General features: G+C 68.5%; 13 protein-coding genes. 8 read left to right on the plus strand and 5 right to left on the minus strand.

All coding sequences use genetic code 11. The features are described from left to right. Positions 1-206 precede the first annotated feature (206 nt). A complete protein-coding gene (locus tag ACQR3U_RS19825) occupies positions 207-797 on the minus strand; it encodes a lipocalin family protein (protein ID WP_230811224.1) in 591 nt (196 codons plus the stop codon). A gap of 30 nt (positions 798-827) precedes the next feature. Continuing rightward, entirely contained in the window at positions 828-1,499 is a 672-nt protein-coding gene (locus tag ACQR3U_RS19830) for a fasciclin domain-containing protein (RefSeq protein ID WP_230811225.1), read from the minus strand. A 170-nt stretch (positions 1,500-1,669) separates the two neighbouring features. Between ACQR3U_RS19830 and ACQR3U_RS19835 the strand changes: the two genes are divergently transcribed. The 3 genes from ACQR3U_RS19835 (at position 1,670) to ACQR3U_RS19845 (ending at position 3,628) form a co-directional block, all read left to right on the plus strand. After that, a complete protein-coding gene (locus ACQR3U_RS19835) occupies positions 1,670-2,167 on the plus strand; it encodes a DUF1365 family protein (RefSeq protein WP_230811226.1) in 498 nt (165 codons plus the stop codon). 77 nt (positions 2,168-2,244) lie between these two features. After that, positions 2,245-2,817 carry a sigma-70 family RNA polymerase sigma factor gene (locus ACQR3U_RS19840; protein WP_024102602.1) on the plus strand — a complete coding sequence of 191 codons (573 nt, stop codon included), beginning with the start codon at positions 2,245-2,247 and terminating at the stop codon, positions 2,815-2,817. Continuing rightward, positions 2,810-3,628, plus strand: coding sequence for an anti-sigma factor (locus ACQR3U_RS19845; protein WP_230811227.1), 819 nt, complete (start codon positions 2,810-2,812; stop codon positions 3,626-3,628). The genes ACQR3U_RS19840 and ACQR3U_RS19845 overlap by 8 nt, the downstream gene beginning before the upstream one ends. A gap of 22 nt (positions 3,629-3,650) precedes the next feature. Here ACQR3U_RS19845 and ACQR3U_RS19850 read toward each other — a convergent pair whose 3' ends face one another. Then, positions 3,651-4,427, minus strand: a complete 777-nt coding sequence (locus ACQR3U_RS19850) for a putative protein N(5)-glutamine methyltransferase (RefSeq protein WP_019290411.1) — start codon at positions 4,425-4,427, stop codon at positions 3,651-3,653. A gap of 292 nt (positions 4,428-4,719) precedes the next feature. Here ACQR3U_RS19850 and ACQR3U_RS19855 point away from each other — a divergent pair, with 292 nt between their 5' ends. The 3 genes from ACQR3U_RS19855 to ACQR3U_RS19865 all read left to right on the plus strand — a co-directional run bounded on the left by ACQR3U_RS19855 (position 4,720) and on the right by ACQR3U_RS19865 (position 10,941). Then, complete coding sequence (locus tag ACQR3U_RS19855; protein WP_230811228.1) at positions 4,720-6,834, plus strand: MMPL family transporter; 2,115 nt, start codon at positions 4,720-4,722, stop codon at positions 6,832-6,834. Between the two features lie 130 nt (positions 6,835-6,964). Further along, entirely contained in the window at positions 6,965-10,297 is a 3,333-nt protein-coding gene (gene lysX, locus ACQR3U_RS19860) for a bifunctional lysylphosphatidylglycerol synthetase/lysine--tRNA ligase LysX (protein WP_269065967.1), read from the plus strand. A gap of 44 nt (positions 10,298-10,341) precedes the next feature. Next, positions 10,342-10,941, plus strand: coding sequence for a histidine phosphatase family protein (locus ACQR3U_RS19865; protein ID WP_230811229.1), 600 nt, complete (start codon positions 10,342-10,344; stop codon positions 10,939-10,941). Between the two features lie 56 nt (positions 10,942-10,997). Here the strand turns inward: ACQR3U_RS19865 and ACQR3U_RS19870 are convergent, their stop codons facing one another. After that, complete coding sequence (locus tag ACQR3U_RS19870; RefSeq protein WP_033098119.1) at positions 10,998-11,480, minus strand: nuclear transport factor 2 family protein; 483 nt, start codon at positions 11,478-11,480, stop codon at positions 10,998-11,000. Between the two features lie 179 nt (positions 11,481-11,659). Between ACQR3U_RS19870 and ACQR3U_RS19875 the strand changes: the two genes are divergently transcribed. Both ACQR3U_RS19875 and ACQR3U_RS19880 read left to right on the plus strand, forming a co-directional pair. Next, the gene (locus tag ACQR3U_RS19875) at positions 11,660-12,301 is read left to right on the plus strand and encodes an MSMEG_1061 family FMN-dependent PPOX-type flavoprotein (RefSeq protein WP_006553337.1); all 642 of its coding nucleotides are present in this window, start codon (positions 11,660-11,662) and stop codon (positions 12,299-12,301) included. Positions 12,302-12,337: 36 nt separating this feature from the next. Next, positions 12,338-13,249, plus strand: a complete 912-nt coding sequence (locus tag ACQR3U_RS19880) for an SDR family NAD(P)-dependent oxidoreductase (RefSeq protein WP_230811230.1) — start codon at positions 12,338-12,340, stop codon at positions 13,247-13,249. A gap of 3 nt (positions 13,250-13,252) precedes the next feature. On the opposite strand, the gene ACQR3U_RS19885 is transcribed toward ACQR3U_RS19880, so the two are convergent. Next, the gene (locus ACQR3U_RS19885) at positions 13,253-14,095 is read right to left on the minus strand and encodes a cutinase family protein (protein ID WP_269065968.1); all 843 of its coding nucleotides are present in this window, start codon (positions 14,093-14,095) and stop codon (positions 13,253-13,255) included. Positions 14,096-14,147 lie beyond the last annotated feature (52 nt).

Here is a 14,147-nt window from a genome sequence, read left to right on the forward strand (position 1 = left end):
TGTCGGTGTTCGGCCGACTTCGACGTCGATCATGATGCTTCCGTTTCCCCGCGTCCGTCCCTGAATGTGTCTCACGACCATCCTGGCAACCAACGAATTTGCCGTAGCGGATGGCGAATTCGCGAGCGGATCTTCCGAGACAACGAATCGGGGGTGGTGTGCGGATTTTCCTCTGGACCCGCACACCACTCCGATCGTCCCGAGAGTCACACGGTGCAGAGCGGTTTGATCTCCTGCAGTCCCTCGGTGGTGGGCGAGGTGAGCATCAGGCACGAGTTGTACCCGCTCGCCTCGACGACGTTCCGGATCTCGCGCCACGCGTCGTCGCTGACGACGGGCGAACGCGACAGCACGAATCCGGAGATACGCGTCGGGTCACCGACGAATGCCCACGAGTAATCGTCCGCGAGATACGTGACGATGTAATTGCTCGGTCCGTCGAGCGAATCCTGGAACGGCACCCCCGGGAACGACACGTGCAGTGCGGCGGTGTCGTTCACACGAGCGTTCCCGATGATCCCGCGACGATCACCGGTGAACGTGGTGCACGAGTTCTCCACGCGCACGTTGCGTTCGTCGAGCAGCGTGTAGAACGCCGTCGTGTCGCGAGCGCAGTCGATGTTGTAGGGAGCCGGATTGGCGGCGAGCTGATACCACTGCCCCACATACCGGTTCACGTCGAGCTCGGGAACCGGAGTGAGCGGCGCTGCGGCGGCGGGCGTGACGAACAGGAGTGCGCCTGCGGCGGCGATGAACGCCGCCGCAAGCCCCCGAACGCCGTGTCGGGATCTACGCATGCCTTCTACCCTTCCGTCGTCCGGTATCGGTTACTGCTGGGGCATGAGAACGCCGTCGATCAGGTACACGGTGGCGTTCTCGGTCTCGATGCCACCGCAGATGACGTTGGCGTCGTTGACGGTCCACATCTCACCCTCGCCGGCGACCTCGACGGTGCCGCCCTGGACGGTGGTCTGCGTGCCGGCGATGTCGGCGGTGGTCAGCTCACCGGGAACCACGTGGTAGGTGAGGATGTCGGTCAGTAGAGCCGAATCCGTCTGCAGCGTCTGGACGGTCTCCGGCGGCAGGGCGGCAAACGCGTCGTCGACCGGTGCGAAGACGGTGAACTCGCCACCGTTGAGCGTCTCGACCAGGTTGACGTCGGGGTTGAGCTGGCCGGACAGGGCCTGCGTGAGAGTGGTCAGGATCGGCACGTTTCCGGCGGCCTCGGCGACAGGCTGGTTCGCGAGTTCCTCGACGGACGACGGGCCGGTAGGGTTCGCGGCGACATAATCGGCGCAGCCCGGTCCGACGGGGCCGGCAGCGGGGGCTGCGGTACCGGTTGCAGCCGTGGTGGTTTCCTGCATTGTCTCCTGGGTGGTCTCCATCGTGGTGGTGTCGGTGGTGTCCGTGCCCGAATCATCCGAACACGCCGCGACACCCAGCAGGGACATCGCACCGATTCCGACGACGGCCAGGCTCTTGCGCGCAGTGATGTTCATGACTGTGGTTCCCTTCGTAGGCCGTGGCCGGAAACGGCCACGTCGATCAGGTGTGTCATCGGTCATTCGAACCTCGGGTCGGCCCGGATGGGTCGGATCGAGAGATTTTCTTTCGGATCGGTATCCGGTGTTCGACCCATCCGTATTGCGGTCGGCTCCGAATGCAGGTCATGGACGACGTCGAGGATCTCCGACCGGCTCACGTATTCGTGTTGCCCGGTGGGCGTCCGGTCGGCACCACACCGCCGCGTCCGTGGCATCTGTCGCAGTGGGACCACTTCGTCGCGAGCGATTCGGACACCTTCCGCGGGCGGGTCGAGGATCAGCTCGTGGCCGACGGGGTGCGGGTTCCGGTCGGGCGCATCACTGCGCTGCTGAACATCCGGCGCCTCGGTCTCGGATCGGATCCGCTGAACCTGTTCTGGTGTCACGATCCGAGCGGTTCCCTGGCCTGCGTGGTCGCGGAGATCCATTCGCGCCGGAACGGACGGCACTGTTACACGCTGCGCTCGGACGAGATCGACATCATCACCCGGGCCGGCGACACGTTCGCGGTCTCGGTCGCCCTGCGGCGACCCGGCGTCCCGGTGTTCACCGCGACCGTCAGCGGCGAACGGCTGCCGGCCGATCTCACGACTGTTCTACGTGCTCGGATGTGGATGGGGTGACGCTCGTGGTCGACACGGTTGCCTTGAGTGGAGGGAATGCCCAGGCTAGGCTTTCCCTCGATGAGCGGACTGAGCCGATGACCGGCGTCGGAGGCCATACCGATACCCTCGGCGAACTGCTCGGGCGGGTGGCCCGGCAAGACCCTACGGCGTTCGCCGAACTGTACGACGCGACGCGTTCCCGAGTCTTCGGCATGGTGCTGCGGGTCCTGCGGGATCCCGGTTACAGCGAGGAGACCACCCAGGAGGTCTACCTCCAGGTATGGAGGTCGGCCGACAAGTACGACCCGCGTCAGGGTTCCGCTCTGTCGTGGATCATCACGCTCGCCCATCGGCGTGCCGTCGACCGGGTCCGCAGCGAACAGTCCGGAGCCGACCGCGAGTCGCAGTACGGTTCGACGAACGTCGACGCGGCCTTCGACTCGGTGAGCGAGGAGGTCGCGCAGCGCGACGATCGCCGCCGGGTGAACGAGTGTCTGGGTTCGCTCACCGAACTGCAGCGACGCTCGGTCGAGCTCGCCTACTACAGAGGCTTTACGTATACCGAAGTGGCAGAAGAACTTTCGTCCCCGTTGCCGACGGTCAAGTCGCGCATCCGGGACGGCCTGAAACGACTGAAGAATTGTCTGGGGGTGACTGTGGATGGCTGACGAGGCGAACGATTCCTCGCACGATCTGCTCGACATGGCACCCGTCTTCGCATTGGATGCCGTCACGCCCGACGAACGTCGAGAGCTCGCCGAGCGACTCGCGGAAGCAGACCCGGAGGTGGCCGAACGGTTCGGCGTCGAGGTCCGCGAGGTCCGCGAGACCCTCGCAGCGATGTCGGCCGGTACCGCGACCGAGCCGCCGCCCGAACTCCGGGTGCGACTGCTCGATCTGGTCCACGCCGAACTCACCGCGAAGACGCCCGCCGAGAAGACGCACACGGAACGACCCGGTGACCCGGAGGCGACCGAGGCACCTCGGGCGGAGGACGATCACCCTCCCCCGCCCGTCTCCCTCGACGAGCGCCGCCAGGCCCGACGGCGGAACTTCCTGCTCGCCGCGGCAGCGGCCGTGATCGTCGCGATCGGCGGCGTCGTGGTCGCCGGTCAATGGCAGAACACGTCCGAGCCGGGCACGAGCGAGCGGGTCTTCGCCGCCGAGGACGTACGGACCTCGTCGGGCGAGCTCGACGGTGGCGGCACCGCGACCGTGGTGTTCTCCAAGGAGGAGGACGCCGGCGTGCTGGTGATGAACAACGTCGCCCCGCCGGCCGAGGGCAGCGTCTACCAGATGTGGCTGGTCGGGCCCGAGGGAATGGAGCCCGCAGGCACGATGACACCCGACGACGTCGCGCCGTCGACGACCGCGGTGCTCGAGGACATCTCGGGTGCCACCGCGCTCGCCTTCAGCGTGGAACCGACGGGCGGGTCGACCCAGCCGACCGCGCTCTTCGCTCAGCTGCCGCTCGACTGACATGTTCGCGGCAGCGAGCACGTCATCGGCGGGTGCCGATGACGACGGTCGCGTCGGCCTCCTCGAAACCCCGCGTGTCGGCGTCGAGTCCGGCCCGGGTCATGAGGTCGCGCACGACGGGTGCCTGCGACGCGGCCGACTCGACGAGCAGCGACCCACCGTCGGTGAGCCACCGACCCGCGTCGGCGACGAGCCGACGGTGGACGTCCAGTCCGTCGGGTCCGCCGTCCAGTGCATGTCGCGGCTCGCTGCAGCGCGCCTCCCGCGGCATCGACGCGATCGCCCCCGACGGCACGTAGGGCGCGTTGGCGACGAGCACGTCGACGCGACCGCGCAGCGTGCCCGGCAGGGCGTCGAACAGATCGCCGACGAACACCCGGTGGGGCGGCAGGTTCAGGCGGGCACACGCGGTGGCGACGGGATCGATGTCGGCCGCGTAGACCTCGCAGGCCTCGACGGCGGTGGCGAGCGTGGCACCGACGGCACCGCACCCGCAGCACATGTCGACGATCACGGCGCCGGGCCGCGCGAGTTCGATCGCGCAGTCCACCAGGTACTCGGTGCGGCGACGGGAGACGAACACCCCCTCTCGCACCGCGATGCGCCTGCCGTGGAAGAAGACCTGTCCCAGTACGTGTTCGAGGGGTTCTCCGCCGGCCCGCCGCGCGATGAGCCGCTCCAGATCCGAGGGTGTGGGAGCGGCTTCGACGAGCAGCTGCGCCTCCTCCTCGGCAAACACGCACCCGGCCGCTCGCAGTGCGGAGACAACGTCGGCGTGGGTCCGGTGGGCGGAGACCATGCGGAACCCTACCGCGCGCTCATCCGGCGAATCTCTCCGTTTCCCGGGGCGGGGGCCGGCTCACACCCCGTGAAGGGGTGGAATCTCCCGATCATGGGTATTCCGCGGGCTGTCACGAGGAGCGCTGTGGGAACGAACGATCTCGAGCAGGAGCCTGCGCAGGGTCGCCGGGTCCGAGACCGCGACCGGAGAGTCGCCACCGGTCGCGTCGTCGCGCTCGAGTTCGATCACACGCCGGTAGGCGTCCACGCCCCCGGGTGGGTCGACATATCCGTTCACGCCAGGAGGAATCTTGAGCACTGCTACCGCGCCCCCACGTAGAACCGGCCGATGGCGGTGGCTGCTACCCGCCCTGTTGCTCATCGCGTGGCTCGTGGCCGCCGGTGGCGGCGGCCCGTTCGCAGGCAAGCTCAGCGAGGTCGCCTCCAACGACGCGAGCACCTTCCTCCCGGCATCGGCCGAATCCACCCGCGCGGACGAGCTGTACGCGCAGTTCAACGAGAGCGAGTTCATCCCCGCGATCGTCGTCGCCGAACGCGACGGTGGGATCACCGACGAGGACCTCGCCTTCCTCGCCACCGAATCGGCCGGACCGCCGCCGATCCCGTCCGAGGACGGCGCAGCGGCGCAGATGATCGTGCCGCTCGACGCCTCCGGGGAGGTCCAGGAGGCCGTCGAGGAACTCCGGACGGCCCTCGAAGGCGCACCGGACGGCCTGACCGTCTACGTCACCGGCCCCGCCGGGCAGGCCGCCGACCTGTCGTCGGCCTTCGGCGGCATCGACGGACTGCTTCTGCTCGTCGCGGGCGGTGTCGTCCTCGTCATCCTCGTGGTGGTCTACCGCAGCCCGATCCTGCCGTTCGTCGTCATCATCTCGGCGCTGTTCGCACTCGCCCTCGCGAGCCTGCTGATCTATGTGCTCGCCGACGCCGGAGCGATCGCGCTCAACGGCCAGAGCCAGGGCATCATGTTCATCCTCGTGTTCGGCGCCGCCACCGACTACGCGCTGCTGCTGGTCTCCCGGTACCGCGAGGAACTGCGACTGCAGCAGGACAAGTACGCCGCGATGCGCAGCGCGCTCCGCGGCTCGATCGAGCCGATCGCGGCGTCGGCCGGCACCGTCATCCTCGGTGTGCTGTGCCTACTGCTGTCGGACCTGAACTCCAACCGCGGTCTCGGCCCGGTGGCCGCCATCGGCATCGCGACGTCGTTCCTCGCGTCGCTCACCTTCCTGCCCGCAGTGCTCGTGCTGCTCGGCCGCGTCGCGTTCTGGCCCACCCGCCCGGTCTACGACCCGAACGCCGACGCCGACGACATGCAGAAGTCCCACAAGGTGTGGGGTCGGGTGGCCGACTTCGTCGGGTCGAAGCCGCGTCCCATCTGGATCGTGTGCAGCCTCGTGCTCGTCGCCTTCGCCCTGCTGGCACCGCAGTTCAAGGCGAGCGGTGTCGCGTCCTCGGATCTGTTCCTCCTGCAAACCGATTCGAAGTCCGGCCAGGAGGTGCTCGGTGAGCACTTCGACGCCGGCACCGGTTCGCCCAGCATCGTCGTCGCCCGCGAAGGCGCGCTCGAGGGTGTCGTCGGCGCCACCGAGGGCGTCGAGGGCGTGACGACCGTCCAGCCCGTCCCCGGCCCCGACGGCGCGCCGCGCGTGGTCGACGGACTGGTCGCGGTGCAGGCGACGCTCTCGGATCCCGCCGACTCCCTCGCCGCCGAGGAGACCGTCGAACGCATCCGCGAGGCGGTGCACGCCGTGCCCGGGTCCGAGGCACTCGTCGGCGGACCCACGGCCGTCGACCTCGACACGAAGGACACCGCGACCCGCGACCGCACCGTCATCATCCCGGTTGTGACGCTCGTGGTGCTGCTGGTGCTCATCGCGTTGCTGCGGGCGGTCGTCGCACCGATCCTGCTGATGCTCACCGTGATCGTCTCGTTCGCGGCGACCCTCGGTATCTCGTCGCTCGTGTTCAACCACCTGTTCGGTTTCCCGGGCGCCGACCCGGTGGTGCCTCTGTTCGGGTTCGTCTTCCTCGTGGCGCTGGGTATCGACTACAACATCTTCCTCATGACCCGCGTCCGCGAGGAGACGAAGAAGGTCGGTACCCGTGCGGGCACCCTGCGGGCGCTGACCGTCACCGGTGGTGTCATCACGTCCGCCGGCGTGGTGCTCGCGGCCACGTTCTCGGCGCTGGCGGTGATCCCACTGCTGTTCCTGGCTCAGCTGGCGTTCATCGTCGCCTTCGGTGTCCTGCTCGACGCGCTGCTCGTGCGGTCGCTGGTGGTGCCGGCCCTGACGATCGACATCGGCAAGAAGATCTGGTGGCCGAGCAAGCCGGCGCGGGCCGAACCGTCCGAGCCGGACGCCACCGAGGACGTCGCGACCGCGGGAGCGCCGCGCTCATGAGCGCGCTGAGCGCGCAGTGCTACTGACAGGCGCATGAGCGGATGAGAGCGGCCGCGGGACCGGGCATGTGATCCGGTCCCGCGCCCGTTCGTCCCACGGCTGCCGCGTTTGCCCGTTACCGTTCTATCCCATGTCTGCGGATTCCGCCGCTCCTGTCGAGCGCCCGCGTCCGGTGGAGGACGCCCGACCGCCCTCCCGACCGTCGCTGACCGACCGTGTCGGTGGACGTCTGTCCGCCGTACCGCACATCTTCGGCCTGATCCTGGGCATCTACGCGGTCGTGGTCGCATTGTGGTCGATCTCCCCGACCCTGCGTTACTGGATCCACGCCCCGCGCGAATATCTCGACGAGTACTACTTCGACGCCCCCGACACGAGCCTGTCGTTCGCGCTCGTCCTCGGCCTGCTCGCCGGTGCGATCGCCGGCCGAAAACGCATCGCGTGGTGGATCCTGACGATCTACCTCGGCGGATTCTCCATCACCAATCTCGTGATGAGTATCGTCGAGCGCGACCCGAACCACCTCGTCGCGTTGGTCGTCCATCTGCTGATCGTCGCGCTCCTGCTGCTGTCCTATCCCGAGTTCTACACGCGCGTGCGGCGCGGAAACGCCTGGGCCGCACTCGGTGTGCTCGTGGGTGGTCTGGTCGTCGCGACGCTCATCGGCTGGGGCCTGGTGGAACTGTTCCCTGGCACCCTGCCCGCTACCGACCGGTTCCTGTGGGCGCTCAACCGCGTCACCGCGCTGACGTTCATCGACAACGACCAGTTCGGTGGCCGCCCGCACGGGCTGGTCAACACGATCCTCGGCCTCCTCGGCGCCCTCGCCGTGCTCGCGGCGGTCGTGGTGCTGTTCCGTTCACAGCGAGCGAGCAACGCGCTCACCGGCAGTGACGAATCGGCCATCCGCGGTCTGCTCGCCCAGAGCGACGATTCGCTCGGCTACTTCGCGACCCGCCGCGACAAGGCCGTGGTGTTCGCCCCCAGCGGCAAGGCCGCGGTGACCTACCGCGTCGAACTCGGCGTGTGCCTCGCGAGCGGTGATCCGATCGGCAACCCCGAAGCGTGGCCACACGCCATCGACGAATGGCTCGACCTCGCCCGCGCCTATGGGTGGACACCCGCGGTGATGGGGGCGAGCGAGGACGGTGCGACGGCCTACCACCGTGCGGGTCTGAACGCGCTGCAGCTCGGCGACGAGGCCGTCCTGCTCACCCGCGACTTCAGTCTCGCCGGACGGGACATGCGACCGGTGCGGCAGGCCGTCAACCGCGCCCGCAAACACGGTGTGACCGCGCGGATCATGCGTCACCGCGAACTGTCACCCATCGAGCTGTCGGCAGCGATCCAGCGCGCCGAGGCCTGGCGCGACACCGAAAACGAGCGCGGTTTCTCGATGGCCCTCGGCCGGCTCGGCGACCCGCTCGACGGCGACTGCCTGCTCGTCGAAGCGGTCGCGGACGGCAAGGTCGTCGCGATGCTCTCGCTCGTGCCCTGGGGATCGGACGGCGTGTCACTCGACCTCATGCGCCGCGACCCGCAGGCCCCCAACGGCGTCGTCGAACTCATGGTCTCCGAGCTCGCCTCACGCGGTGCCGAATTCGACGTCGAGCGGATCTCGTTGAACTTCGCGGTCTTCCGGTCGGTCTTCGAGGAGGGCGCGCGGATCGGTGCCGGCCCGATCCTGCGGTTGTGGCGGTCGATCCTGCTGTTCTTCTCACGGTGGTGGCAGCTCGAGGCGTTGTACCGGTCCAACGTCAAGTACCACCCCGAATGGGTGCCCCGCTTCCTGTGTTTCCGCGACAACCGGCTCATCCCGCGCGTCGCGCTCGCGTCGGCGATCGCCGAGGGCTTCCTCACCCTCCCCACCTTCGGTCGTCGGAACACCCAGCAGCACACGGGAACACACTCGGCGTTCCCCGAGGACCAGGTGGCCGCGGCAGAACTGCACGACGACGGCAGCGCACCCGACGTCGAGCTTGCCGACGGCACGCCCGCCGTCTCGCACGGACGTCGCCGCCCCGAACAGGTCCAGGTGCGGATGAACACCCTGCAGCGGATCGTCGAGCACGGTGTCGATCCCTATCCGGTCGCGCATCCCCCGACCCACACGGCCGCCGAGGCCCGGGCCGCGAAGTCCGGCACCCCGGTGACCGTGGCGGGACGCCTGCTGCGCATCCGCAACTTCGGCGGTGTGCTGTTCGCGGTGCTGCGCGACTGGTCGGGCGACGTCCAGATCCTCATCGACCGGCAACGGGTTGCCGGACAACGCTTCCTGTTCGACCTCGGTGACCTCGTCGAGGTGTCGGGCGAGGTGGGACGCAGCCGCACCGGCGAGATCTCGGTGCTCGCCGACTCGTGGCGCATCGACGGCAAGTGCCTGCATCCGCTGCCCGACAAGTACCACGGCCTCGTCGACCCGGAAGCCCGCGTGCGGCAACGCTATCTGCATCTCGCGATCGACCGCGGGGCACGCGACCACCTCGCGGCACGCAGCGCGGTGGTGCGGTCGCTACGCGACGAACTGCAGGCGCGCGGCTATCTCGAGGTGGAGACCCCCATCCTGCAGTCGGTGCACGGCGGCGCGAACGCCGCACCGTTCATCACGCACATCAACGCCTACGACGCCGATCTGTACCTGCGGATCGCCCCCGAGCTGTATCTGAAGCGGTTGTGCGTCGCGGGCATGGCGAAGGTCTTCGAGATCGGCCGGGTGTTCCGCAACGAGGGTGCGGATTTCAAGCACAACCCGGAGTTCACGATCCTCGAGGCATACGAGGCGCACAGCGACTACGAGAAGATGCGGGTGGTCGCACGCGAGTTGATCCAGGCAGCGGCCCGCGCGGCACACGGACGCGAGATCATCCTGCGGCCCGGACCCGACGGTATCCCGGTCGAGATCGACATCTCCGGCGAGTGGCCCGTCAAGACCTTCCACGACGCGATCTCCGAGGCGCTCGGGACATTCGTCGATGCGCAGACCCCCGTCGACGTCCTGCGACGCCTGTGCGACGAACACGAGATCCCCTACAACCCGGCCTGGGACGCCGGCGCCACCGCGCAGGAGATGTACGAGCACCTCGTCGAATCGAAGACGGAGTTCCCCACCTTCTACACCGACTTCCCGACCTCGGTGTCGCCGTTGACCCGGCCGCACCCCCGCAAGCCGGGTGTCGCGGCGAAGTGGGACCTGGTGGCCTGGGGTGTCGAGCTGGGGACCGCCTACAGCGAGCTCACCGATCCGCTCGACCAGCGTGCTCGCCTCACGGAGCAGTCGCTGCTCGCCGCGGGCGGTGACGAGGAGGCGATGGAACTCGACGAGGAGTTCCTCGAAGCACTCGAATACGCGATGCCTCCCACCGGCGGCCTCGGTATGGGTGTCGACCGGATCGTGATGCTCGTACTCGGAGGGAGCATCCGCGAGTCGCTGGCGTTCCCGTTCACGAAGCCGCGGCGCTCCTGACGGGTGGTTTCACGTGAAACCGCTCCACCTGGCATCGTGAGGTCGTGCAGCTACTCCTGATCCGTCACGCCGAGCCGAACAACGCCCGCGCCGAGACCGGGGGCGCCGACCCGCCGCTCACGGAGGCCGGTCGTCTCCAGGCGTCGCGGTTGCCGGACGCGCTGTCCCCCTACAACATCACCCGCCTGTTCTCGAGCCCGCAGTTGCGGGCCCTGCAGACGGCCGCGCCGGTCGCGGAACGACGCGGGCTCGACGTGGAGAAGATGGAGGACATCGCCGAGTACGACTACGGCCACGACCACTACTTCACGATCGACGCCGCGAAGGACGTCGCACCGGCCGCCTACAAGCGCATCCTGGCAGGTCACCTGCCCGATTTCGTGGACGGGGACGCCTTCCGCACGCGGGTGCTGCGAGGGATCGACCAGGTGGTGGACACGTGCGACCACGCCGAGACCGTGGCGCTGTTCGCCCACGGTGGGGTCGTGAACATCGTGCTGCAGCACCTGCTCGAGCTGCCCCGGCCGCTGATGTTCCCCATCGAGTACGCGTCGGTGACGCGCATCCTCGTCTCACGCAGCGGCGCGCGCCGCGTCGCGTCGATCAACGAGACCGGGCACGTACGCGACACCCTGCGCGTCTGAGCGCCCCGGGAGTCGGCCGCGGGTGAGCCCCCAGCGCCCACCCGCGAGTCGTGGGTTCAGCGCCGTGCGCTCGCGAGGAGGTCGCGGGCGGCGGTGCTGCCGTCGAGCAACCGCGACGTGCGGCGCACGATCTTCCAGCTGCCGTCGATCCGGGCGAGTTCGAAACGATTGGCGCTCACCCGCCACACCCGGAACGAATCCGAATCGGCGTTGCGGCGCAGCAGCAGGGAGTGGCAGGTCGCGACGGCGGTGTCGCCGCCGACCCGGATGTGCACCGGGTCGAGCAGATGACCGCAGCCCTCCTCGATGTAGTCCTGGTGCGGTCGGGTGCGCACCATCTTCATGATGGCGTCGCGACCCTCCATCAGGCGGATGTCGACGTCGTAGACGGCGTCCTCGGCCCACAGTTCCCCCACCGCCTCGGCGTCACCGGCGTCGACGGCCGGGCCGTACGCCGTGAGGACCTCGTGGATCGCAGCCTTGTCCTCGAGGAGCTGTACGCGTTCGAGGAGGGAGGCCAGCAGGGCGGAGTCGGTCATCTCGATCCTTCCGGGCGGGGGCGTCGCCACCCGTTCTACCGGGGTCCGGAGTCCTGCCTCCCGGGTCGTCCCGGTGACCGGAAGCAATCGACTGTGCAGCCCCTGACCAGGGCATGACACGGACGCCGACATGATCTTCCCGTGCAGGATTGATACGGTCACCGCCGGAGGTGCACCGGATGGATGCGGACAGGATCGACGAACTCGTACAGGGCGGGATACGGACACAGGACGAGCTCGAGGCCGTCCTGGGCATTCCGCACCCGGCGATCGTCGACAAGGCGCGACCACACCTGACGCCGCTCATCAGGCATTTCCTGTCGCTGGCGCGGTTCTTCACGATCGCCACCGCCGACGCCGTCGGCAACTGCGACTGCTCGCCGCGCGGCGACATCGAGTCGGCGGTGCTCGTCCTCGACGACCACACGATCGCGCTGCCCGACCGGCCCGGCAATCGCCGCGCCGACTCGTACCGGAACATCCTCGAGAACCCTCACGTCGGGCTGCTGTTCTTCGTCCCCGGCGACGAGGAGGTGCTGCGGATCAACGGCCGCGCCACGCTGTCGACCGACCCCGACCTGCTCGGGAAGCTGTCGCTGCAGAACAAGCCGGCGCAGCTCGCTGTGATCGTGCAGATCGACGAGGTCTTCCTGCACTGCGCGCGGGCGTTGCTCCGCGCCAAGCTGTGGGATCCGTCGACCTATCCCGACCGTGCGGCGGTCCCCTCGATGCGCGACATGCACGCCGAACTCCACTCGATCGAGATCCCGGCCGACGCCGAGCCGGGCAAACGCGAGCTCTACCGCGAGTTCCTGTACTGACCGGACCACACGCGGCGAGTGCGTCACGATGGTGGGGTGACCTCTCGGATCGCCCAGATATGCCGCTGGCGCGCCGGCGCTGCACTACGCAGCCGCCTGCGCGACCTGACCGGCGCCCTCGTCGTCGTCACCGGTGGTGGTAGCGGGATCGGCCGGGCCTCGGCGATCGCCTTCGCCGCCGAAGGTGCCATCGTCGTCGTGGCAGACAAGGATCTCGACAGCGCCCGCGAGACGGTGGCGCTCGTGAACGTCCCGGCTCCCGGTGCCGGAGGTTCCGAGGCCGTCTTCGGCGGCGCCGCTCACGCCTACGAACTCGACGTCTCCGACGAACAGCAGGTCCGGAAGTTCGCGCAGACCGTTCGCGAGCGGCACGGCGTCGCCGACGTGCTCGTCAACAACGCGGGCATCGGTGTCATCGGTGCCTTCGCCGACACTCCGCAGAGCGTCTTCCAGAACGTGATGGACGTGAACTTCTGGGGAGTGGTCTACGGCTGCCGCGCCTTCACGGAGCAGATGATCGAGGCCGGCACGGGCGGGCAGATCGTCAACGTCTCGTCGGCCGCGGCGTACATGCCGCAACGCAACCTCGCCGCCTACACGACGAGCAAGGCCGGGGTGTTCATGCTGTCGGAGTGCCTGCGCGCCGAACTGCTCGAACACGGGATCGGCGTGACCGTCGTGTGTCCCGACCTGGTGGACACCAACCTCACCCGGGCGACGGAGTACGTCGCGCCGAACAAGGAACTACGAGCAGCACGACGCACCCGCACCCTCGCGATGTACCGGCGCCTGCACATCGCGCCGGAGAAGGTGGCCAAGGCGATCGTCGGGGCGGTCCGTCACAACAAGCCTGTGGTGACGGTCGCCCCGGGCGTGAAGGTCCGCAAGTGGCTGATGCGCTTCGCGCCCCGTGTCATGCGTGTGGGCGCACGATTCGACATCGATTGATGGTCAGGCCTTCGAGGCGATCCAGTCGTGCAGCCACCGCGTGGCCGTCGTTCCGCGACCGTCGACTACGTAGTTCGAGTAGTCCTGGTGGATCTGCGACTCGTAGAAGGTTCGGATCTTCTGCTCGCGCACCTCGTTCGCCTCGGGCGTGAGCTGTAGCTGCAGCATCGGGATGCCCCCGGCGGTCATGATGTCGTTGTAGAGCGCCGTCGCCTCGTCGCGGTAGTTCTCGAGTTGCTCGAACGGGCTGCCCGCCGAGATCGCGAGGAAGCCGGCCAGTCGCGTGACGAAGTCCTCCGGCGGCGTCGAGCAGTAGAGGTCGCCCACCGCGCAGATGGTGCGCACGTTGGGCGTTACGAATCCGAAGCCTCCCGCGCGGGCACCTCCCGCACCGGTGCCGGCGACGGGCGGACCGACGAACGGGTCGAGTTCGGAGCGGCGCGGATCGGACAGCAGACCCACCGCGACGAGGCGGTGCGGACCGATCACTCCCAGCCCGGTGCCGATCTCGGCGGCGAGATCGCCTGCGGCATCGGCACCCTGGCTGTAGCCGACGAGGGCGAAGTTCGTGAGGGGGCACCGCTCGGCGGTGGCCGCGATGATGCCGCGTGCGTTGTCGACGGCGCGATTGCGGGAGGCCGCGTACACGTCGCCCTCCCACGGAAAGGCCGTGGCGGGATACGCGACGTAGTCGACGCGGGCGCCGGCGGGAAGATTGGACGTGACCTGGGCGAGCATGCCGTTCCCGCGGCCGGGGTCGGGGGTGTTCGAGGTCTCCCATGTTCCAGGCACAGCGACCACGTTCAGGGTCGGACATCCGGGCGGATTGGCTTGCGCCGCAGGCATTGCGGCGAATACTGCTGCACATGCCGCCACTGCGGCCACCGTTGCCGCCCAC

Origin of the sequence: Rhodococcus sp. IEGM1339 (genome assembly GCF_050321925.1) — a bacterium.
Lineage (GTDB): Bacteria > Actinomycetota > Actinomycetes > Mycobacteriales > Mycobacteriaceae > Rhodococcus > Rhodococcus pyridinivorans.

Excerpts from the sequence above, each read along its gene's own strand:
- ACQR3U_RS19825 (WP_230811224.1), bottom strand. The coding sequence starts at position 797 with ATGCGTAGATCCCGACACGGCGTTCGGGGGCTTGCGGCGGCGTTCATC.
- ACQR3U_RS19830 (WP_230811225.1), bottom strand. The coding sequence starts at position 1,499 with ATGAACATCACTGCGCGCAAGAGCCTGGCCGTCGTCGGAATCGGTGCG.
- ACQR3U_RS19835 (WP_230811226.1), top strand. The coding sequence starts at position 1,670 with ATGGACGACGTCGAGGATCTCCGACCGGCTCACGTATTCGTGTTGCCC.
- ACQR3U_RS19840 (WP_024102602.1), top strand. The coding sequence starts at position 2,245 with ATGACCGGCGTCGGAGGCCATACCGATACCCTCGGCGAACTGCTCGGG.
- ACQR3U_RS19845 (WP_230811227.1), top strand. The coding sequence starts at position 2,810 with ATGGCTGACGAGGCGAACGATTCCTCGCACGATCTGCTCGACATGGCA.
- ACQR3U_RS19850 (WP_019290411.1), bottom strand. The coding sequence starts at position 4,427 with ATGGTCTCCGCCCACCGGACCCACGCCGACGTTGTCTCCGCACTGCGA.
- lysX (WP_269065967.1), top strand. The coding sequence starts at position 6,965 with ATGTCTGCGGATTCCGCCGCTCCTGTCGAGCGCCCGCGTCCGGTGGAG.
- ACQR3U_RS19870 (WP_033098119.1), bottom strand. The coding sequence starts at position 11,480 with ATGACCGACTCCGCCCTGCTGGCCTCCCTCCTCGAACGCGTACAGCTC.
- ACQR3U_RS19875 (WP_006553337.1), top strand. The coding sequence starts at position 11,660 with ATGGATGCGGACAGGATCGACGAACTCGTACAGGGCGGGATACGGACA.
- ACQR3U_RS19885 (WP_269065968.1), bottom strand. The coding sequence starts at position 14,095 with ATGCCTGCGGCGCAAGCCAATCCGCCCGGATGTCCGACCCTGAACGTG.